The sequence below is a fragment of the Streptomyces sp. NPDC001339 genome (assembly GCF_042895955.1).
Taxonomy (GTDB): Bacteria; Actinomycetota; Actinomycetes; order Streptomycetales; family Streptomycetaceae; genus Streptomyces.
In genome coordinates this window covers 310,710-331,534 of record NZ_JBIAWT010000003.1, presented here as the reverse complement: position 1 = coordinate 331,534, position 20,825 = coordinate 310,710, and the positions used below count along the sequence as shown (strand labels likewise).

At 69.6% G+C, this 20,825-nt stretch carries 12 protein-coding genes and 2 pseudogenes; 7 read left to right on the top strand and 7 right to left on the bottom strand.

The features are described from left to right. Positions 1-17: 17 nt before the first annotated feature. Positions 18-1,529, top strand: a complete 1,512-nt coding sequence (locus tag ACFY12_RS10480) for a serine hydrolase domain-containing protein (protein WP_390715367.1) — start codon at positions 18-20, stop codon at positions 1,527-1,529. Between the two features lie 17 nt (positions 1,530-1,546). Here ACFY12_RS10480 and ACFY12_RS10475 read toward each other — a convergent pair. After that, positions 1,547-1,798 (bottom strand): annotated as a pseudogene (locus ACFY12_RS10475) (IS5/IS1182 family transposase); the annotation flags it as partial. 710 nt (positions 1,799-2,508) lie between these two features. Here ACFY12_RS10475 and ACFY12_RS10470 point away from each other — a divergent pair. From ACFY12_RS10470 to ACFY12_RS10455, 4 genes and pseudogenes are all read left to right on the top strand, one after another. Continuing rightward, positions 2,509-3,678: an Ig-like domain-containing protein gene (locus ACFY12_RS10470; protein ID WP_390715366.1), complete on the top strand. Its 1,170-nt coding sequence runs from the start codon at positions 2,509-2,511 to the stop codon at positions 3,676-3,678. A 227-nt stretch (positions 3,679-3,905) separates the two neighbouring features. Beyond that, complete coding sequence (locus ACFY12_RS10465) at positions 3,906-4,595, top strand: hypothetical protein (protein WP_390715365.1); 690 nt, start codon at positions 3,906-3,908, stop codon at positions 4,593-4,595. A gap of 358 nt (positions 4,596-4,953) precedes the next feature. After that, positions 4,954-5,130 (top strand): annotated as a pseudogene (locus tag ACFY12_RS10460) (dihydrofolate reductase family protein); the annotation flags it as partial. A gap of 195 nt (positions 5,131-5,325) precedes the next feature. Continuing rightward, positions 5,326-5,811 carry a GNAT family N-acetyltransferase gene (locus ACFY12_RS10455; RefSeq protein WP_390715702.1) on the top strand — a complete coding sequence of 162 codons (486 nt, stop codon included), beginning with the start codon at positions 5,326-5,328 and terminating at the stop codon, positions 5,809-5,811. Positions 5,812-6,151: 340 nt separating this feature from the next. On the opposite strand, the gene ACFY12_RS10450 is transcribed toward ACFY12_RS10455, so the two are convergent. The 3 genes from ACFY12_RS10450 to ACFY12_RS10440 all read right to left on the bottom strand — a co-directional run bounded on the left by ACFY12_RS10450 (position 6,152) and on the right by ACFY12_RS10440 (position 9,536). Beyond that, complete coding sequence (locus ACFY12_RS10450) at positions 6,152-7,450, bottom strand: ArsB/NhaD family transporter (protein ID WP_390715364.1); 1,299 nt, start codon at positions 7,448-7,450, stop codon at positions 6,152-6,154. Then, positions 7,447-7,920 carry a CBS domain-containing protein gene (locus ACFY12_RS10445; protein ID WP_390715363.1) on the bottom strand — a complete coding sequence of 158 codons (474 nt, stop codon included), beginning with the start codon at positions 7,918-7,920 and terminating at the stop codon, positions 7,447-7,449. The genes ACFY12_RS10450 and ACFY12_RS10445 overlap by 4 nt, the downstream gene beginning before the upstream one ends. A gap of 356 nt (positions 7,921-8,276) precedes the next feature. Further along, positions 8,277-9,536 (bottom strand): cation:proton antiporter, encoded by a 1,260-nt coding sequence (locus tag ACFY12_RS10440; RefSeq protein ID WP_390715362.1) that lies wholly within the window; start codon positions 9,534-9,536, stop codon positions 8,277-8,279. A gap of 339 nt (positions 9,537-9,875) precedes the next feature. Between ACFY12_RS10440 and ACFY12_RS10435 the strand changes: the two genes are divergently transcribed. Beyond that, complete coding sequence (locus tag ACFY12_RS10435) at positions 9,876-11,819, top strand: NAD-binding protein (protein WP_390715701.1); 1,944 nt, start codon at positions 9,876-9,878, stop codon at positions 11,817-11,819. Between the two features lie 86 nt (positions 11,820-11,905). On the opposite strand, the gene ACFY12_RS10430 is transcribed toward ACFY12_RS10435, so the two are convergent. The 3 genes from ACFY12_RS10430 to ACFY12_RS10420 all read right to left on the bottom strand — a co-directional run bounded on the left by ACFY12_RS10430 (position 11,906) and on the right by ACFY12_RS10420 (position 19,293). Next, entirely contained in the window at positions 11,906-16,732 is a 4,827-nt protein-coding gene (locus ACFY12_RS10430) for a DNA repair ATPase (protein ID WP_390715361.1), read from the bottom strand. Positions 16,733-16,808: 76 nt separating this feature from the next. Then, a complete protein-coding gene (locus tag ACFY12_RS10425) occupies positions 16,809-18,875 on the bottom strand; it encodes an SPFH domain-containing protein (RefSeq protein WP_390715360.1) in 2,067 nt (688 codons plus the stop codon). A gap of 70 nt (positions 18,876-18,945) precedes the next feature. Continuing rightward, positions 18,946-19,293 (bottom strand): hypothetical protein, encoded by a 348-nt coding sequence (locus ACFY12_RS10420; protein ID WP_390715359.1) that lies wholly within the window; start codon positions 19,291-19,293, stop codon positions 18,946-18,948. A 337-nt stretch (positions 19,294-19,630) separates the two neighbouring features. On the opposite strand from ACFY12_RS10420, the gene ACFY12_RS10415 reads away from it, so the two are divergent. After that, the gene (locus ACFY12_RS10415) at positions 19,631-20,689 is read left to right on the top strand and encodes a PucR family transcriptional regulator (protein ID WP_390715358.1); all 1,059 of its coding nucleotides are present in this window, start codon (positions 19,631-19,633) and stop codon (positions 20,687-20,689) included. The last annotated feature ends 136 nt before the right edge of the window (positions 20,690-20,825 follow it).

The following is a 20,825-nucleotide window of genomic DNA, read 5'->3' as shown; positions in this document are numbered from 1 at the left end:
ACCACGAGGGAGACAGCATGTCGGAAAACTTGCGCCGGGAAGTGTCGAAGCTCGTCGACCAGGAGGTGGCCAAGATCCTGGAACAGACCGACCGCGACGTGGCCCGTTCGGTCCACCGTGCGCTGGGCGTGAGCGACAGCGCCCTGGCGTTCGACACCGCCCGCTGGCAAGCCCGGCTCGGCGAGCTCCTCGCCGCCCACCACATCCCCGGCGCCGCCCTGGCCGTGCTCGCCGACGGCGAGATCCACGAACTGGCCGCCGGCGTCCTGCACACCGGCACCGGCGTCACCGTGACCCCGGACTCCGTGTTCCAGATCGGCTCCGTCAGCAAGGGCTACACCGCCGCCATGGTGGTCCTGCTCGCCGACGCGGGGAAGCTGGACCTGGACGCGCCGGTCGCGGACGTCCTGCCGGACTTCGCGGTCGCCGACGCCGGGGCCACCCGGACGATCACGCCGCGCCAGCTGCTCAACCACACCAGCGGCATCGAGGGCGACTACGTCAACGACACCGGCCGGGGCGACGACTGCCTGGCCCGCTACATCGAGGGCGCGCGGACCGTCGGCCTGACCAACCCGCCCGGCGTCACCATGTCGTACTCCAGCACCGCCTACAACGTCCTCGGCCGGATCGTCGAGGTGGTCACCGGCCAGACCTGGGACGAGGCGCTCAAGGAGCTGCTCCTCGCCCCGCTCGGGCTGAAGCACACCATGACCCTGCCCGAGGAGGTGCTGCGCTTCCGCGCCGCCATGGGACACATGGGCGAGCCGGGCGAGACCCCCGTCCCCACCCCGCTCTGGAACATGCTGCCGCGCTCGGCCGGCCCGTACGGCGGGATCAGCGCGACCGCCGCTGACGTGGCCCGGTTCGCCCGGGCCTTCATAGACGGCGGCGCCGCGCCGGACGGCACCCGGGTGCTGCCGGCCGCCGTGGTCGACGCGATGCTGACCCGCGAGGTCGAGATACCCGACCAGTGGTTCCTCGGCGCCCACTGGGGCCTGGGTTGGGGCCTGTTCGAGTGGGACGGCGCGCGCGGCTTCGGCCACGACGGCAGCACCTTCGGCCAGCTCGCCTACCTGCGCGCCATCCCGGAGAAGGGCCTCGCCATCGCCTTGCTGACCAACGGCGGCGGCGCCGCGCCCAAGGTCTTCGAGGCGCTCTGCCGCGAGCTCTGCGCCGAACTCGCCGGGGTCACCATGCCCGGGTTCGCGCCGGCCACCGAACCCCTTGCCGTGGAGACGGAGCCGTTCCTCGGCAGCTACAAGCGCGAGGGCTTCCTCATGACCATCGCCGACGGCGACGGCGGCCCGGGCACGCTGCGGCTGAGGTACGAGGGCGCGGACGGACTGGCGGGCACCTTCGACCCGCTGGTCTGGCACCTGACCCCGGTCTCGCACACGCCGTCGAAGACAGTGTTCGCCGGCCGTCGCAACGAGAAGGACGCCTGGATACCCGTGGTGTTCTACGCCCTCGCCGACGGCAGCCGGTACATCCACTTCGGCGTCCGGGCGACAGCCAAGTCCGCCTAGGACGTGTCTGACAAAGATCATCTGGAGGGTTCGCGTGGCCAGAGGACCAGGGATGCCAGGAAGAGGCCAGCGCGGTAGCGGGCGGCGTGTTTGTCGAACCTCGTGGCAATCGCACGGAACTGTTTCAAGCGGTTGAAGCATCGCTCGACCACGTTGCGGTCGCGGTAGGCGGTCTTGTCGAAGGCGGGTCGTCTCCCGCCATGGATGCCGCGCCGATTTCGGTTGGCGACTTTGTCACGACGCTCGGGGATCGTTGCGATGTCAATCCCCTCGAACTGTGGAGATCTTCTGAGCCTCGATCCACCGACGTGGTTTGAAACTGACCTCTTGATGGGTGTCTGAGCCGGTTTCGCGTCGGTGGTTGGGCTTGGGCAGGTGGTAGCCGCTAGTTGCCCAGCTTTCCCACGGATTGGTTTCGTTGGTTTCGGTCGGGCCCTAGCGGGCGGGTGGGCAGGGGCTGTCAGGCGCGTTTGGGCGGGTCGTGGACGGTGCCGAACAGGTGCGTCCAGGCGTGCTGCCAGGGCCAGTTGCGGGGCAGGTGCAGTGTGATGCGGCGGGCTGAGCGGGCGATGCGGGCCGGACGTGGGTAGGTGAGCGCGGAGCGTCGTGGTGATGGCCTTGGTGTGGAAGGCGGAGGTCAGCGCGCCGGTGGCTCGCAGCAGGTTGTAGGTCCCTATTTCGGCCGTCCCAAGGTTGCGCATCAGGGACTTCTCGATCACTGATCAAGGTCGTTACATTCCCCAGCCACAATTACTTATCTGGCTTTTGCTGGAACGCCCTGAGGGGAAAAGTAAGAGGCCGTTTTAAGAATCGTTGCTACGGTCGCTGTCGACGTTGCAATGCCCGTTCCGACTCTCTCCGCCGGGAGCAGATCATGACAATACGGGGTGAGTTCGCACCTGCTCGGTCCCGCACGCCGCACCATCAGCTCCGGTCGCAGGGGCATCCGACGGCCAGTGCACCGCCCCGGCATCAGCCCATGCGCCGCAGCACATCGGCGGTGGGGGCTCTGCGCGCAGTAGGTGCGGTGGCTCTGTCCGCCTGTGGCGGGAATGCCTCGCCGGGCCGTGACGACGGTGGCAAGGACGGCGCGGGCGCCTCCGGGTTCAAGATCAAGCTCTCGGCGCAGGACGGCGCCACCAACGCCGGCATCAACGACACCGGCGTCAAGGTCAGTGGCGGCAGGCTGACCACTGTGCGACTGGTCCAAGTGGACAACGGCTCCGACGCCAAGGGCTCGATAGCCGCCGACGGCTCCTCCTGGAAGCCTGCGGTTCAACCGGAGCGCGGCACCAAGTACAAGGTGGTCGCCAACGCCAAGGACGCCAAGGGCCGAACGGCTACCGAGAGCGCCACCTTCACCACGATCTCCTCGAAGAACAGCTTCATCGGCTCCTACATGCCCGGCGACGGCAGTACCGTGGGCGTGGGCATACCGGTGCCCTTCACCTTCGACAAGGCGATCACCGACAAGAAGGACGTACAGTCCCACATCACGGTCACCTCCAATAGCGGCCAGAAGGTCGCCGGGCACTGGTTCGGCGCGCAGCGCCTGGACTTCCGCCCCGAGCAGTACTGGAAGGCCGGTTCCAGGGTCACGCTGAAGATCGGCCTGGACGGGGTCAAGGGCGGCGAGGGCATCACCGGTGTGCAGTCCGAGACGGTGAGCTTCACCATCGGCCGGTCCCAGGTCTCCACCGTGGACATGAACACCCGGGCCATGACGGTGGTGCGGGACGGCAAGACGATCAAGTCGATACCGATCTCCGGCGGCAGCCCGCAGAACCCGACCTACAACGGCCAGATGACCATCTCCGAGAAGCCGGCACAGACTCGCATGGACAGCACAACCGTCGGCTTCCCGAAGGGAACGTACGACATCCCGGACGTGCCGCACGCGATGCGGCTGTCCAACTCGGGCACCTTCATCCACGGCAACTACTGGGGCAACCCACCGGACTTCGGCCGCGCCGGCACCAGCCACGGCTGCGTCGGCCTGCGGGACAACAAGGGCGGCGGCAACACCCCGGGCACGTGGTTCTTCGACCAGTCGCTCATCGGTGACGTCGTGGTCGTCAAGAACTCGCCCGAGGGCCTCAACGGCCGGAACATGCGGTGGAGCCAGTGGCAGGCGAGCAACGCGGCCTGACCTCATGGCACCCTGCCGGAGCCGCAGCGCCCACCCACCCACTGCTCCGTGCCCGGCGGCATCCCAACCGAACGGCACGCTTCCGGGCGCGGCGGGCACGTCCACCACTGGCGCGCGACCCACCCCCGCCTGCGCGCCGTCACATTTCCGCCGATGGCCGCAACAGCGGACGGACAACATCATGGCGGTACGCCCCACCCATCACTATGCAACAGACGGGAAGTGAGATGCCGATGCCGCGCCCTCTGCCGGCTTCCAAGGGCAGTGCACGAGCTCAACTGCCGGTGCTGGGCTGCTCCTTGTTGTCCGCCCTGACTCTGCTGACCGGCTGTACTACCGGAACCGGCGAGCCCAAGAGCGCCGGCCGCATGCGGGCCCTTTCGGCCCCTCAACAATTGTGGCCCGACAGAAAGCCGGCGCCGCGGCCGACGTATGCCAAGAGGCTCCCGGACGGTGTGGCGTTGCCGGTGCGCGGGCTGCCGCAGGTGCCGTCCGGCGACATCCACCAGGTGCCGGTGCCGGCCATCGCCAAGGCCCATGCGAACGATTCCCTCAGCGAGGGGGAAGACGCCCAGAAAATCAAGCACTGCCAGGCCGCCGGCCGTGAGCCCTGCCCCATACGGACGCCGCATTTCCGGGACCTGAACGGCGACGGCAGAGATGAACTCGTGCTCGGTATCGACATGGGCAGCAACTCGCTGTTCCTATGGGTCTTCACCGTCAAGGACAACCGGGTCACCCTGATTATGGATGAGAGTGTGCACGCCCGTTCGGTGAAATTGTCGGGCCGTGAACTGATCGTGCAGGAGCCGGAAGGAAACGGCTATGACACACGCATGGTCTTCGCGTGGAACGCGCGCCTGCAAGCCATGCAGGAGCGGGGCTACTCGTACGTCAAGCCGAGCCCGGGGCAATGAGCATTGAGGCGCCTTGGCGGCGCGGGGTGGCAGCGGAATTCCTCGAGACCGCTGGCCCGCGGGTTCGGCGATGGCGGTTCATTCCGTCGCTCGCGATCAGGAACTTGCTGTCGCGCCATGCGTGCCGCCTGACACGTGCGCTAATAGACCATGTCCCTCCTCACGTCACAGCCCCACCAGGTGGCTGCGGCGGGACTCCGCCATCCCAAGGGCTGCCCCCGAGCACAGGAACCCCGTCGCCACCTGGCCAGCGGGGGTTCCTGAGCTGTCACAGCCTATGACCGGGGCGGGCGGCTGTGGTGCGATCGTTGCCTGGCGGGTGATGGAGGGGTGTGGAGTCCGAGACGTCCCAAGCGTGATGGGCGAGACGACGATCCTGCGCTCGCTCGACGACGTCGCCACGCTGAAGGAGACCGAGGGCGGCCCGATCATCGTCCACGGCAGCGCCTCCCTGAACCAGGCCCTTTCGGATGCCGGCCTGATCGACCGCTACCACCTGCTCGTCTTCCCGCTCCTGCTCGGGGCGGGCAAGCGGGGCCATCAGCGCGGTGAAGACCCGCTCCCCACCTGCCGTCCAGGGCCCACATCCGCAGCCGGACCGCTACAAAATCGTTGGACGCCCTTCGGGTTGGTCGGCGAGCATCCGCTGGTGGCAGATGGAGCCGATCACCAGAGGCCGCTCAGGCCGAGCCCGCAGCGTGTCCGTTTTGTTGAGGTGTCGGGCGGGACGATGTCCGCTTTGCTCGATGGAGACCTGTCCGGAGCCAGCAGGATGGCCGGGGTTTCGCTGAGCGAGTACTTCGTGACCGACAGAGCACGGTGGCTGTGGCAGTTCCGGCTCGACCAGATGGCCGCTGATCCCGGCCGTGCGCGGTGGATGGTGCGGCAAGCGGTCGTCGGCGACAAGGGGCGCGTCGTCGGACATGCCGGGTTCCACGGACCGCCCGATGAGTCCGGCATGGTCGAGATCGGCTACTCCATCGCTCCCGACTTCCGTCGCCAGGGATATGCCCGATCCACGCTGATCGAGTTGCTTCGCCGGGCAGCAGCCGAAACCTCTGTCACGACCGTGCGGGCGACGATCAGCCCCGACAACGTGGCATCCCTGGCCACGATCGCGGGCTTCGGCTTCGTTGAGGCCGGAGAGCAGTGGGATGAGGAGGACGGTCTCGAACTCGTCTTCGAGGTCCCTGCCCGCCGGGTTTCACCCGCTTGATGGAGAGGTTCGCGGCAGAACCCTGAGCTGCGACCGCGAAGTGGCACGGTGGTCGGGCCGCGGCAGCAAGTGGGCGTCCGCCGCCTCGATCGGGTTGGCCCAGGAGGCGTTGGCCGGGGTGAAACGCAGCTCGGCCTTGTTCTTCTTCGCCCAGGCACGGATCTTGGCTCCCCTGTGGGCGGAGAGATCCGCGCGGGGACGTCAGGGGCGGGCCTTGCCCGGCAGGCCCGCGTCCTTGCGTCCTTGCGTCCTTGCGACGGCGAGGCCTCCACCGGGCTGGTCTGTTCCAGGTATGGAGTCAGCGAAGATGTCGGTCCGTCAGAAGCCGGCTGGTGGACGGTCAGGCGAGGGCGAAGTAGCGCAGCCAGATGTAGAGAGCGGAGACCAGGACGGTGGCGGCGGTGACGGCCAGGCCGTACTTGGTGAACTGCCAGAAGGTGATGGGCTGGCGGTTGCGTTCGGCGATGCCGAGGACGACGACGTTGGCGGAGGCGCCGATGGCGGTGGCATTGCCGCCGAGGTCTGCGCCGAGGGCGAGGGCCCACCACATGACGTGGTCGGGCGCGCCGCCCATCTGGTGGACAAGGTCCTGGGTGAGGGGAGCCATGGTGGCGACGTAGGGGATGTTGTCGACGATGCCCGACAGGACTGCGGATGCGCCGAGCAGCATCATCGAGCCGCCGGCTTCGTTACCACCGATGGCGCCCGCCAGGGCGTGGGAGGCCTCCTTGATGACGCCGGTGTCGATGAGGCCGCCGACCATGATGAACAGGCCCGCGAAGAAGGCGAGCGTGGGCCATTCGACCTCGCTGAGGACATCGCTGGTGTCGGCCGTGGAGGCGGCGATGAGGAGGCCGGCGCCCAGGAGGGCGACGATGCTGGGCGCGTAGTGCAGCACCGGGTGCAGGACGAAACCCGCCGTCACCAGCGCCAGGACGATCAGGCCCTGGATGAGCAGGCGCGGGCGTTTGATGGCTTCCCGTTCGTCGAGCTCCATGATGTCGGTGGCGCGGTCCTCGTCGTAGACGAACGTCTTACGGAAGAGGAAGCGGCACATCACGATCAGGACGACCGTCAGGACCGCGCTCAGCGGTGCCAGATGGACGAGGAAGTCGTTGAAGGTCAGTCCGGCGCGGCTGGCGATGATGATGTTGGGTGGGTCGCCGACGAGGGTGGCGGTGCCGCCGATGTTGGAGGCGAGGACCTCGGCGATCAGGAAGGGCGCTGCGGGGAGTGCGAGGCGCTCGCACACCAGCAGGGTGACGGGTGCGATCAGCAGCACCGTGGTGACGTTGTCGAGGAGGGCCGAGGCGATGGCAGTGATCACTATCAGCATGGCCATCACCCGGAAGGGTCTGGCGCGCGCTCTCTTCACCGACCAGATGGCGAGGTACTCGAAGAGGCCGGTCTTCCGGAGTACGCCGACGATCATCATCATGCCCATCAGCAGGAAGATGACGTTCCAGTCGACGCCCGAGTCCTCGGAGTAGAAAGCGGAGACATCGTCGGTGGCGCCGATGGCGAGCATCAGGCCGGCGCCGCCGAGGGCGGCGGCGACCCGGTGGATCTTCTCGCTGATGATCAGGGCGTAGGTGCCGGCGAAGACGACGATCGCCGCCCAGGTGTGCCAGTCGCTCATCTCTCTCCAGGGTTGGCGGCTTCCAGCAATGCGTTCAGCAGGTGCAAAGCGGTGATCACGCCGAGCAGTCGGGCGCCGTCCCGGTCGCGGTCGACGACCGCTACCAGCGGGCTGCGCGCCTGTGCCATCAGCGCGGCGACTTCCACGGCGGTGTCGTCGGGTGCGGCGATCGGAGGCGGTGTGGCCGTACGGGACAGGCAGTCCGCCACCCGTCGGCCTCGCAGGCTCTCGCACAGCCGGTCCGCATGGCGTTCGTCGATCACCGCGGCGAGGGTGGGGTCCTCGAGTACGTAGGGCGGGACCAGCATCTTGATCAGCTGGGAGGCGGGCAGGATCGCTGTCGGCTCGTCGCTGTCGTCCAGGACGAGCAGGCCGGGCAGCCGGTGCTCGGCCATCAAGCGGGCGGCCTCCATGGCATCGCCGGTCAGCCGGACCGCTTCGTAATCCTGTGCCAGGTCGCGTGCGCGCACGGCGGGGTCCTTTCGCTCTGCGGGTGGTTCACGGGTTGTGCGTAGTCCAGCAGAGACTTCTCACGACTCGCCGAGCAAGGACAAGTGGTAGATCAGCAGGGTTGTGGTGATCCACCAGAGCAGACGGAACCGCCACAGGCGTCAGCTTCGGCACTCGCCACGAGCCGGGCCTGCCGGAGGCGCGGGGCGGGCGCGGTCGGGTATGGCAGGTCTCCGGGGTCCAGGACGAGCGTTCTCGGCGGCGGAGCCCGACGAGCTGAGGGGCAGCTGACAGGACGTCATCGTCGCCCGACGTGGATGAGCCCGACGTGGATGAGTGGGTCTCGCCTCGTTGCGGACACGCACGACCGGGGCCTTCACTGGGCGGTGCGGGTGGCAGCGGCTGCGGCCGGCGGGCCGTCGGCGCGGGTCGGCGGGAGCGGGCGATCGTGGTCGTCGGGAATGCCGACGAGGTCGTCGACGTGGAACATCCGGGCGATCGGGACGTCGGTGCTGCTGTGCGCGATGATCGAGAAGGCGATGCAGACGGCGATGAGGGTGAACGCCTCTTTCCCTTGGGGGATACCGGCCTGGAGGACCAGCAGGCCGTAGACGACGGAGGCGAAGCCTTTCGGCCCGAACCAGGCCGCGGTCAGCTTTTCCCGGCGGGTGAAGCTGGTGCCGACGAGGGAGAGCAGCAGCGAGGCCGGACGGATCAGCGCGATCGCGAGAACAACGGCCGCATAGCCGCCCAGGGACAGGCTCCCGAAGAGGGCGGGCGTGAGCAGCGCGCCGAACACCAGCAGGGCGGCGAACTTGGCCAGTTCCGCCAGCGCCTCCCCCAGCGGCTCGAACGCTTCCTTTGCCTCCGGGGAGACATGGACCAGGACCGCGCCGGCGGAGAAGGCGGCGAGGTAGGGGTTGGCGTGGGTGAGGTGGCAGGCGGCGTAGAGGATCACCCCGACCGCCAGCGGCAGCAGGGGCTGCAGCTTGGGCTCCGCGCCCAGCAGCCGGAGCCGCAGCAGCCACGACACCAACAGCGGCCCCACGATGCCGAATCCCAGGCCGAGCGCGAGCTCCAGGGCGATTGCGGAGGCGTGTACGGGCTGGTGGGCGCCGGTGGCCGCAGCGGCGATCAGGATCAGGACGACCGGCAGTGCCAGTCCGTCGTTGACGCCGCTCTCCACGTTCAGCAACTGGCGCAGCTTGGCGGGTACTTCCTTGCGTCCCACGATCGCGGAGGCGAAGACCGGGTCTGTGGGCGCGAGCACCGCACCGACCAGGAACGAGGTCGTCCAGTCCAGCCCGACCAGGAAGTGCGTGATCAGTGCCGTACCGATGAAGGCCAGTGGCATACCCAGCCCCAGCGCGCGGGCCGGGTTCTTCCAGTTCGCCCGCAGCTTCGCGAACGAGACGTGCATGCCGTCGGTGAAGAGCACAGCGAACAGCGCCAGGTCAGCCGTGACCGACACGATCTCGCTGTCCGGTGTGATGTGGACCAGGCCCAGAAGCCCGTCACTGACCAGTGCCCCGCCCACGAGGAAGAGGAAGGACGTGGACAGAACGGTCCGGGCGGCCAGCCCGGAGAGCAGTACCGCGATGAGCAGTGCGGCGCCGAAGACAGCGACGAGCACCATGACAGGCAACCCCCGATCGGTGAAGAGACTTCTCCCTTGATCGCCGACCAGACTTCCCGGCACTCCTGCTGCAAACTTACACGATCCTTACGGAATTTTGACAGAGCATTGTCACCCAGTCGGGCCCCGACGCCCCGCACCGTCCCGGCAACCGCGAAGACGCCCATGAGGAGCAACCGCACACTGTCCGGGCCCGGCCCCGGTCGCGTCGTCGTGGCCCTGACCGGTCCGGCCCACGTGACCACGGCACGGAACCGTCCGCCCGATGGCGCAGTCCCCACCTGTGTGTCCCCACTCCCCCAGCAGGCTCCCCCGCACCCCCACATCTCGGCAGGCCACATGGTCGTCTGCGGCGATGACGCACTCGCGCCCCGACTGGCCTCCGAACTGCACACCCTCTACGACCAGTCGGTGGTTCTCGTCGTGCCACCCACTCCGCAGGGCACCGAACGCACCTTGTCCCCGCAGGCGGTCCGCCGCGAGGGACGGGCGGCGGCGCTGCGCGAGCGCGTCACGGCTCTGATGACACGGACCGCCGGTTCACCCGCTCAGGCGGGGACCCCCGCCCCTCAGCACCAGGGCGGAGTGGCGGTGGTGGAGGCCGCCGTAGCGGAAGAAGCCGTACTGGCCGAAGCCGGCATCGAGCGGGCCACAGCTCTCGCCCTGGTCTATGACGACGACGAGACCAACATCCGGGCCGCGTTGATCGCCCGCCGCCGCAACCCCCGTCTGCGGCTGGTGATCCGCCTGTACAACCGCAAACTCGGACAGCACCTGGAAGAGCTGCTCGACCAGGCTGCCCTCCTCGCCGCGCCCGGCCTGGACCCGGCCGAACTCGACGCCTCCACGACCGTCCTCTCCGACGCGGACACCGCCGCCCCGTCCCTGGCCGCCACCGCGATCGCCGGGAGCAGCAAGATCGTCCAGGCTGACGGGCTCCTCCTGCGCGCCGCGGAACGCACCCCGCCCGCCCGTGGCGAGATCGCGGATCCCGGCCTGTGCACACTCGCCCTCCTCTCGGCGACCACCAGCAACCCCGCCGGAACCGAAGGCTCGGACAACAGCGGAGACGAGGCACCGCTCCTGTTGCCGGACGACCGCAGCGCCGCCTCCGCCACCGGACGGGGAACGGTGGTTCTGGAAGCCGTCAGCTACGAAGGGCCGGCGACTCGTCCCGGCGCCCTGGCGGGCAGGTCCGCACCCCTCGGCTCACTCTTCTCCCGTCGGCTCCGGTGGTCGCTCACCGGGGCGGTCGGCGCCGTGCTCGCCCTGGCACTCGCCTCCTGGACGGTGACCGGCGACGACCCCCGCCACGCCGCTTACGTGACGGTGCTCGACCTGCTGGCCATCAACGACCCCGCCGTCGGCGAACGGGACGGCCGGCAGATCCTCCAACTCCTCGCCGGATTCCTCGGACTGCTGCTCCTGCCTGTCATGGTCGCCGCCGTTCTCGAAGCCCTGGGAACCCTCCGCAGCGCCTCTCAACTACGCCACCCCTCCCACCGGCTGTCCGGCCACGTCGTCCTCCTCGGCCTGGGCAAGATCGGCACCCGTGTCCTGGCCCGGCTGCACGAACTCGACATCCCCGTCGTCTGCATCGAGGAAGACCCCGAAGCCCGCGGTATCGCACTCGCCCGGCGGCTGCGCGTCCCCACCGTCATCGGCGACGTCACCGACGAAGGCGTCCTGGAAACCGCCAAGATTCACCGCGCACACGCCCTCCTCGCCCTGACCAGCTCGGACACCACCAACCTCGAAGCGGCCCTCTACGCCCGCTCCGTCAAGGCGGACCTCCGGGTGGCCCTACGCCTGTACGACGACGACTTCGCCACCGCCGTCTACCGCACCCTGCGCACCGCCCACCCCGACGCCCTCACCAAGAGCCGCAGTGTCTCCACCCTCGCCGCCCCCGCCTTCGCCGGCGCCATGATGGGCCGCCAGATCCTCGGCGCCATCCCCATCGAACGCCGCGTCCTGCTCATCGCCACCCTCACCGTCGCCGGCCACCCCCAACTCGAAGGCCGCACCGTCACCGAGGCATTCCGCCCCGGCGCCTGGCGCGTCCTGGCCCTCGACCCCACCACCCCCGACGACCGACGGCCCGACCTCGCCTCCCCCCACCCCGACGACGCCAAAGACCCACAATCCGGCCTGGTCTGGAACATCCACCCCGAATACGTACTCCAACCCCACGACCGCATCGTCCTCGCCACCACCCGTCAGGGCCTGGCCGAACTCCTCGGACATCCAGCACCCCGCACGGGTCGCCCCGCTCCGTCTTGAGTGAACGCGGCTTCTCCGAAGGGAAGGGCTGGTTCTCTGAAGGGAAGGGCTGGGGCACCGCACAACCGGCCGGGACCGACGCCGGCTCAGGCTCCGCCCAACGGACGGCCCGCACGGGTGATGGCGGATTCGACGGCGGCGATCCGGTCGGCGAGCAGTCCCAGGACGGCGATGGCACGCCCGGCCGGGTCGTCCTCCGCACCGCCGAGCTGCTGAGTGCGGACGTGGACGGACTTCAGCTCCGCCCAACGGGCAGCCTGCCCAGGGTTGAGGGTGCCGCGCAGTTCGGCCAGTTTCAGCAGATTGGCCTCGGCTCCGGTGGTGAGGGTCTGGGCCTCGGCCGTGTAGTGGTCGTCGATGACGGCTGCCAGTTCGGCTTCGTTCATGACGGGCTGGATACGTTGGGCGATCTTGTTCATGTTGCGGTACGAGCCCTGGAGCAGGAAGGGCGGCTCGGAGCGGGTGGCGTCCGTCTGCGCGGCGGAGGCGATATGGGCGTCGTTGACGGCGAGGACGGCCGTGCGGGCGGTGAGCAGATGCCGCAGCACGGCCGCGACGCGGTCCAGTTCGGCGGGAGCGTACGGGTGTGTGAGCTGATCGGCGCGAGCCGTGGGGTCGTTGGCCGCCAGCCGGATGAGGGTGTCGAGGTCGCGGCGGTCGCGGCCGGCGAGCGGGGCCAGGACGGGGTTCGCGGTGAGCGCGTTCTCGATGAAGCTGAGGGCGAAGACGTCCTCCCTGCCGGTCAGGACATCACCGAGATTCCAGACATCTGCCCTGTTGGCGAGCATGTCGGGAACCCGGAAGCGACTGCCCGACTCGGTATACGGGTTACCGGCCATGCAGACCGCGAAGCGCTTGCCGCGCAGGTCGTAGGTGCGCGGCTCGCCGTCCCGGACGCCGTCGATGCGGCGGGTCGCATCGCACAGCGGGATGAACTTCTGGAGCAGCTCGGGTGAGGTGTGCTGGATGTCGTCCAGGTAGAGGAGGGTGTTGTTGCCCGCCGCGAGAGCGAAGTTGATCTTTTCGATCTCCTGGCGGGCGGTCGCGTTCGGGGCGGCGGCCGGGTCGAGGGAGGTGACCGTGTGGCCGAGGGCCGGGCCGCTGATCTTGACCAGGAAGAGGCCGAGCCGGTCGGCGACGTACTCCATGAGCGTCGTCTTGCCGTAGCCGGGCGGGGAGATGAGCAACAGCAGCCCGCCGGTGTCCGCGGACCTGGTCTCGCCCGTGGTGTCGATCTGCTTGGCGAGGTTGTCGCCGATGAGGGGGAGGTACACCTCGTCGATGAGCCGGTTGCGGACGAAGGACGACATCACCCGGGGCCGGTAGGAGTCGAGGTGGAGCCGGGAGCGTTCGGCGGCGACCAGGGCGGTGCGCCGGCGCTGGTAGGCACGGTGGCCGGGGACGTCGTGGGTGCGGAAGCGGCGGGTGCGGGCCAGGAGTTCGTCGATGCGGACGGTGAGTGTGCGGTCGGTGATGCGGGGGTGGGTGCCGAGCAGTCCCCCCACGGTCTCGGTCAGCGGCGCGTCGGATGCGTAGCGCGGCAGCCGCGGGCAGAGTTCTGCCGCCACGGCCTCGGCCAGGTCCCCGGGCGTGGTCTCGGTGCCGGTGGCAGCGGTGTACGAGGACAGCCATGCCTCGACCAGTTGACGGCGCGCGGGGAGGTCGTCGAGGGCGGTCAGGTCCTCGTCGTAGCCCGATGTGCCCACCTTGCGGCGGAACGTGTCGAGCAGGGTGCGGACACCGGTGCTGAGAACGAAGCCTTCCGGGCCGCGGGTCAGCTCCTCGAAGAGGTAAGCGGCAGCCTCTCCCCCGTCCCCGCCGATCGCGGCGGCGAGTTCCGCCTGGAAGTCGGCGATCGCCGGGGCGAGGCCGAACGTGTCGCGGGCACGGGCGAGCGATACCGCGCGGCGCGTGAAGGCGTCGCGTACCTCCGCTGTCGCCTCGTGCGCCCAGAACAACTGGGCGGCGGCACGGGCCGCGGGCTCGTGGCGCAAGGTGCCCGCCCCGTCGTGCAGGCGGAGCAGCGCGGTCAGGATCGCGGTCGCGTCGTGGTCGTGGATGCCGCGTTCGTAACCCTCGTCGTACGCCTCCTCGGCGGCCCGCCGTACGAGAGCGGGGAGGTCGTTCCGGGAGGCCAGGGCTGCCGGGCCGAGCTCGTCGAGGAGCCGGGCCGCGAGGTGTTCGGCGCGGTAGACCTCCGGCGACTCCGACGGCAGGAGGCGGCCCCAGTACGGGCGGGTGGCGGCGAAGTCCGGGTCGGTGACCGGGGCGCGGTAGTCGGTGCCGGCCAGGGCGAAGGCGAGGCCGTCGTTGTGCGGGACCAGCGTGAGGTCGAGGGGCTGGGTGTTGACGGCGAAGCGGTGGCGGCCGAGCCGGATGGTGCGGCCGTCGTCGGTGTAGAGGTCGGTGCGGTCCCGAAGGGCGCGGGACGCTTCCTGGCGGGCGGCCTTCAGACGCCCCGCCAGCTCCTCCGCCCGTACCTGATCACCCAGCTCGCGCAGTTCCTCCGCGATGCCCCGGGCCTTGGTCACCATCGGGTCTGAGGCGAAGTAGGTGGCGACCGCGTCGGCGTCGGCGAGCGTCGCGGCACGGCGGGCAACGGTCTCAAGGACCCGGGTGGCCGAGCCGGCGAGCTGGTCGGCACGTCGGGCACGGGCATCGGCCAGGGTCTGCTTGCGGGCGGCGAAGGCTTCGTAGACCTCGGTGCGCTTGTCCGCCAGTTCGCCGAGGAAGTCGTCGAACTCCGCGAACCGGGACTCCAGGTTCTCCAGCCGTACCAGCAGCTGCGCCAGCTGTTCGTCGCACGTGCCGGGGGTGTCCACGACGGCGAGCGCACCGGTGACGGCCTGGCCCAGCAGGGCGAACTCGGCGGCGAATTCCGCACGGCCCTCGCGGTCGAGGAGTTCGCGGCGGCGGGCGTCGAGTGTGGCACGGGCGCGGTTGGCGCCGCCCAGCACCTCGGCGATGCGCTCCAGGACGGCGGTGCGGATCGTGGCGTCGCCGCTCTCGGTCCCGGCGACGACCTCGGTGACGGTCCGGAGCCCGTCGGTCAGTGCGTCGAGACGGGCGGTGAGCGGCACGGCCTCGGCGACCGTAGCGAGCGCCTCCGCGTCCGCGATGAGCTTTTCGATGTCCTGGTGGTGGCCGGTGAAGGCGTCCTCGCGGGCCAGGAAGGCGACCGCGCGCCGTCCGAACGACGCGAGCTCGGTCTCCGCGTCGGCGGCGAGCGCGCCGATGCGGGCGGTGTCCGCGTACCGCATGTCCTTGAGGGTGAGCAGATGGCCTTGGGCCTGACGCAGTTCGGTCAGCCCCGTCACCCAGGCGTCGGCGCCACGCGGGGCCTCGCCACGCAGCCGGCGTACCACTGCGGCGATTTGGGCGGATGCCGCGTCGAGTTCGTCGGCGGCCTGCCGGGTCAGTGCCTGGACGGCCTCGAATTCGCGCAGTACCTGCTCGGCGGTGGCCCGCATCGCCTCCAGAGGTGTGCGCAGGTCGCCCAACTCCGGGTCGGTGAACCAGTGGTGGGTGTCGGCGGCGCGCACGCAGTCGGCGACCAGGGCCTCGTACACCTCGGTCGTCGGGACGGTTCCGGCGACGGCGCGCGTGAGGGAGAGGCAGTCGGCCAGGCCGCGTACGAGGCCAGCGTTGCCGACGCGCGCCAGGGGGCCGGTGCCGACGGGCTGTGCGGCGGCGTAGGTGTCGGAGACGTAGGGGGAGCTCCATCGCTGGAGGGAGTGGACACGGGTGGCTTCCCCGCTGTCGCCCGGCAGCACCATCAGCGTGCCGTCGTCGAAGAGCGCCCACCCGTGGCAGGACAGCGGGGTGGTTGCCTCCTTGCGGATCACGTTGTAGGGCAGCAGAAGGCTGTGCCCCTCGGCCCGCTCGGAGAAGACGAACAGGACGTCCTCACCGTTGGGCGAACGCTCCATGCGCTCGAACTCCAGCCCCGTGGCGTCCGTGGGGAAGGTCTTGTGCGCGCCCGTGGCCAGGCAGTAGCCGCCCGGGAAGACGATGCCCTGGTCCTCGGGCAGGCGACGGCACGCCTGCCCGATGCCGTCCAGACGCACCACGGTTCCGGTGACCGTGTGGAAGACCAGGTACCGGTACGCGGCTTCCTTGTAGGGGCGTATCCGCAGCAGGACGAGGGCACCCACGCGCGCGGAGGCGATGTCCGCGTCGGCGAGGGACTGCAGCGGCTCGTCGACGGGCTCGGCGTAGATGCCCTCCCCCGTCTCGGTGTCGTTCTCCACCTTGACGGTGAGGGTGCCGCCCACCGTCGACACGAAGACCTCGCCCTGGACGGATATGTGCGGGTGGCGGCCGGGAATGTGGTCCTCGCGGGTCGCTTCAGCCCATGCGAAGTCGTGTGCGTCCGGGAAGACATGGTCACGCTCCCCGCGCGCGTCGAGGAAGGAGACCCGGCCGTCGTCGGTCACCGCCCAGCGCAGTACGCGAAGGTCATCGGCCTTCTTGCCGGTCCGGAAGACGGCCAGCAGCTTGCCTGCGACGCGGCGCAGCCGGAGCAGGCGCGTCTCGCGGTAGTAGCGGTGGAGGGCGGCGAACTCCCGGACGAAGGCCGGGTCGTCGAGGAGGCCGGGCACGGCGTCCTCGGGCAGCCGGGTCAGGTCACGGTCGTACAGCGCGAGGACGTCGCCCGGCCTCGTCTCGGCCCTGAGCGCGGAAGGCGCGTGGTGGCCGAACAGCAGGGCATCGCCGACGGAGACGATGTCGCGGGGCACGCAGGTGTACTCGGTGTACAGCCGCTCGGTACGGGTGAGTTCGAGGCTCGTCGAGCCGAACTCTTCGCTGCGGCGGGTGTTGAGCTGCTCGGCCCGACGGGCGAGTTCGGCGGCCTGCGCGGTGAGCCGGTCGCGCAGGACCTCGTACGTACCGGTGTCCGGGCCGGTGGTCATCGGATCCAGTTCCCTTCACAAAGGTGCGGACCGGAGCTGCCGTCCCCTGTGCGGCAGCTCCGGTCGACGCGGGTGATCACGCCGTGACGGCGCCGTTGGTCGTGTTGCTGCCGCCCAGGGCGGTCAGCGGCAGGTCGGCCAGGCCGAGTTCGCCTGCCTTATCCATCAGTTGCCGCAGCAGGCCGGAGTGGGTGGCGTCGCCGGTCTTCATGAGCTTCATCAGCAGCGCGGAGACGGTCAGGTTCTGTACGTCGGCCGTGGAGACCGAGCCGAGGATCCGGCTCAGGTCGTCGGTGAAGCTCGACGAGCCGTCCAGCCAGGGCTTCGCGAGGGCCTGCGCGGTCTCGGAGTGCTGGACGAAGCCGTCGACGCCCTTGCCGAGCGCGATCGAGGACACCAGCCGGTCGAAGAAGACCGACTCCCCGCCGACGATGTTGATGTCGGCGTTCTCCAGTCCGGTCGCCAGCACCGTCGCCTGCGCCTCGGCGACCTGACGCTGGACGTCGATACCGGCCAGCCGGATGTCCTTCTCGGCCTCCAGACGCAGCCGGTACTCCTCATGGCCTCGGGACGCGTCGTCGAGGGCGGCCATCGCGGCGGCCTTCTCGGTCAGGCCTGCCGCCTCGGCCTTCAGCCTGCCGCCGATCGCCTCGGCGTCCGCAAGGGCCTTCGCCCGTACGCCCTCGGCCTCGGCGCGCAGCCGGGCCTGCGTGGCCTCCGCCTCGGCGCGGCCCGCCTTCTCGATGACGTCGGCCTCCTTGTCGCGGACCTGTACGGCCGCGAGCCCTTCCGCCGCCGACTCGGCCTGGATGCCCTCGGCGAGCCGCACCTTGGCCTGCGCGTCGAGGTCGGCGGACTTCAGCCGGGCCTCGGCCAGGGTCAGTTCCTCCGCCGCCCGGTGCGTGGCGGCCTGCTCGGCGGCTTCGGCGGCCTTGATGTCCTTGACCAGCTTCTCCTGCGCCTCGGCCTCGGCGGCGATGATGACCGCCTGCCGCTGCCGCTCGGCCTCCTCCACGGCCCGCAGCTTCTTGATGGACTCCTCCTGCTCGGCGACCGTTCGGTCCACCGCCACCCGCTCCCGGATGACCTCCGCGATGTCCCGCTTCTCCGCCTCGACCTCCTTCTCGGCGGAGATCCGCGTCAGCTCCGTCTCCCGCTCCCGGGCGATGACCTCCAGCAGGCGGTCCTTCTCGATGCGCTCGGTCTCGATGGCGATGACCCGCTCACGGTTCTTCGCGGCGACCGCCACCTCGCGCGCCTGGTTCTCGCGCTGCACGCCGAGCTGCTCCTCGGTGCGCAGGAACGCGGCCTGTGCCCGCAGCCGCTCCTCCTCCACCACCCGCGCCGTCTCGGCCTCCTCACGGGCCCGCACGGTGTCGATCTCCCGCTTCTGCTTGATCTCCGCGTCGGCCTGGCGGCGCTCCATTTCGAGGATGGCTTCCCGGGTGTCGACGTTCTGCCGGGTGATCTCCTTCTCCTCGCCGCGCTGGGCCTCGTTGGTGCGTACGTGCTCGACGGCCGTCAGCTCGGTGATCTTGCGAATGCCCTGCGCGTCGAGGACGTTGGCCGGGTCGAGCTGGGTCAGCGGCGTCTGCTCCAGGTAGTCGATCGCCGCGTCCTCCAGGTGGTAGCCGTTGAGGTCGACGCCGATCAACTCGATGATCTGGAACCGCAGTTCCTCACGCTTGGTGTAGAGGTCGGTGAAGTCCATCTGCTTGCCGACGGTCTTCAGCGCCTCGGAGAACTTCGCGTGGAACAGCTCCTGCAGCGTCCTCTGGTCGCTCGCCCGCGCCGTGCCGACGGCCTGGGCGACCTTGATCACGTCCTCGACGGTCTTGTTGACCCGGACGAAGAACGAGATGCGGATGTCCGCGCGGATGTTGTCCCGGCAGATCAGCCCCTCCCGGCCGGCCCGGGTGATCTCGATGGTCTTCACCGAGATGTCCATCACCTCGGCCTTGTGCAGCACGGGCAGGACGACCTGCCCGGTGAAGGTCACATCGACCTTTCGCATCTTGGAGACGATCAGCGCCTTGCCCTGCTCCACCTTGCGGAACAGCCGGGAGAAGACCAGCAGCATGACCACTGCGATGAGCAGGACAACGGCGACGCACACGCCGATGCCCACGGTGATGACATCCATGAGAAACGTCCTTGCGGAAGGAGAAAGCGGAAGCGGAAGCGCACAACCGAGCGCCGGCCTGCCTGAGGAATCAGGCGGCGTGGCCGGCCAGATCGAGTGCCGTGTCGCAGGGCACGGTCCGGCAGGACTCGCCAGTGCCGTCCTGGGACGCGACTTCGGTCTGCCCTGCCCCCGGGTCCGCTCTCTCGGTACGAAGAGTGCGGGTCGGCCCGGCGAAGTCGGCGCGGGACGGCCCGGGTTCGTCGGGGAAGAGGCGTTGCAACGGCCGGACGAGCACTCGGGTCACGCACCACGCGACCAGCAGCGTCACGGCCACAACGGCCAGGCGGATCAGCGCCCGCCGCACGCCGGTCGTGGCGACCGGGTCCAGGACAATGGTCGCGACGAGACTCACCAGCCAGGCGACTGCCGTCAGCACGGAGAAAGAGACCGCGACCGGTACCCCGCCCATCCCCCAGGCGCCGGCGTCCGCGTCGCCGTCAAAACTGTCAACGCTCCCATGCCAACCCTGCTCCCCCGTCATCTCGTCCGGTACTGCGCGCCCCGTGCGGCAGTACCGGGAAAGAAGATGGCCCCGGTGCCTGTGATGCCTGCCGGTATCCGGCACCGAGACCCTCCTCGTTTCCCCCGTGCGACCATCCTGCCTCCCCTCACACCCCACCCGCATTGCCGGTTCCCGGCAGTCTTCACTAAGGTCTCCATGCCAGGTTGCCGCTAAGAAAGCGTCACCGGCGCATCAAGAATCCGGGGAAACCGTGGCGGAGTACGAGATACCTGAGGACTATCTGGCGGGCTATGTGCAGATCCTGGCCGACGTCTCGGCCACTGGACGCCGGCTCACCCGCGAGGAGATCACTTCCCGCCGCGCCCTCGGAGAACAGGCCGCCGAAGCCGGGCTCGGCCTGCGCGCCCTCGTCAGCGGACACCTCGCCGCCACCCGTACCGCCTGGCCCGCCTCCCCCTCCTCGGCGGAGCGTGTGCTGGCCGCCGTGCAGCAGGCCGTCGACGCCTTCGCCGAGGGGTTTGAACGAGCCCAGCGGCTAGCCGTACGCCAGGAGGAAGCCGCCCGCCGCGAGTTCATCGACGACCTCCTCTACGGCCGAAGCGACCTGGGCCGCCTGGCCGAGCGCGCCGAACGTTTCGGCCTGTGCCTCTCCCATGCCTACGCGGTCGCCGTCGCGCAAGGACCGACCGCCTACGACGACGGCGATCCCGTCCCACGACGGGTCGAGCAGTTCCTCATCACCCGCTTCGGTGACCGCAGCACCCTGCTCACCACCAAGGACGGCCGCATGCTGTGCATCGCACCCGGTGACCAGGAGGAGGTCCTCCAGTACTTCGCCAAGCAGGCGTACGCCGCCACGGACGGCGGCCGGGTCGCCATCGGCCGCCCCCAGCCCGGCCCCGGTGGCGTGGTCCAGTCCTACGAGGAAGCCCTCAACACCCTGGACCTGGCCGACCGCATGGAGCTCGACGCTCCCGTGCTGCGCGCCGCCGACCTGCTCGTCTACCCCGTCCTTACCCGCGACCGCCAGGCCATGGCCGACCTGGTCCGCAGCGCGCTCGGCCCCCTCACCACCACCCGAGGCGGCCCCCAGCCCCTCCTCGACACCCTCACCGCCTACTTCAACTCCGGCTGCGTCGCCGCCGAAGCCGCCCGCAGGCTCTCCCTCAGCGTGCGCGCCCTGACCTACCGCCTGGCACGCATCCACGCCCTGACCGGCGCCAACCCCGCCGACCCCGAGCACCGCTACATGCTCCAGACCGCGGTGATCGGTGCACGCCTGCTCGACTGGCCCGCCAAGGAGCTGTGAAGGACACACCGTCCCACGAAGCCCCTGGAGGCCGGGAGGCCCTGGCCTACAGGCCCGAGTAAAGGCGCCTGAACTGGGGCTGTCGCCCGTCAGGCGTCTTGCCTTCCGCACGCACCATGAATCTCAGGAGCGACGG

What these genes read in the sequence shown, in the direction of transcription:
- ACFY12_RS10480 (WP_390715367.1), top strand. Translation starts at nt 18, where the DNA reads ATGTCGGAAAACTTGCGCCGGGAAGTGTCGAAGCTCGTCGACCAGGAG.
- ACFY12_RS10470 (WP_390715366.1), top strand. Translation starts at nt 2,509, where the DNA reads ATGCGCCGCAGCACATCGGCGGTGGGGGCTCTGCGCGCAGTAGGTGCG.
- ACFY12_RS10465 (WP_390715365.1), top strand. Translation starts at nt 3,906, where the DNA reads ATGCCGATGCCGCGCCCTCTGCCGGCTTCCAAGGGCAGTGCACGAGCT.
- ACFY12_RS10455 (WP_390715702.1), top strand. Translation starts at nt 5,326, where the DNA reads ATGTCCGCTTTGCTCGATGGAGACCTGTCCGGAGCCAGCAGGATGGCC.
- ACFY12_RS10450 (WP_390715364.1), bottom strand. Translation starts at nt 7,450, where the DNA reads ATGAGCGACTGGCACACCTGGGCGGCGATCGTCGTCTTCGCCGGCACC.
- ACFY12_RS10440 (WP_390715362.1), bottom strand. Translation starts at nt 9,536, where the DNA reads ATGGTGCTCGTCGCTGTCTTCGGCGCCGCACTGCTCATCGCGGTACTG.
- ACFY12_RS10435 (WP_390715701.1), top strand. Translation starts at nt 9,876, where the DNA reads ATGGTCGTCTGCGGCGATGACGCACTCGCGCCCCGACTGGCCTCCGAA.
- ACFY12_RS10430 (WP_390715361.1), bottom strand. Translation starts at nt 16,732, where the DNA reads ATGACCACCGGCCCGGACACCGGTACGTACGAGGTCCTGCGCGACCGG.
- ACFY12_RS10425 (WP_390715360.1), bottom strand. Translation starts at nt 18,875, where the DNA reads ATGGATGTCATCACCGTGGGCATCGGCGTGTGCGTCGCCGTTGTCCTG.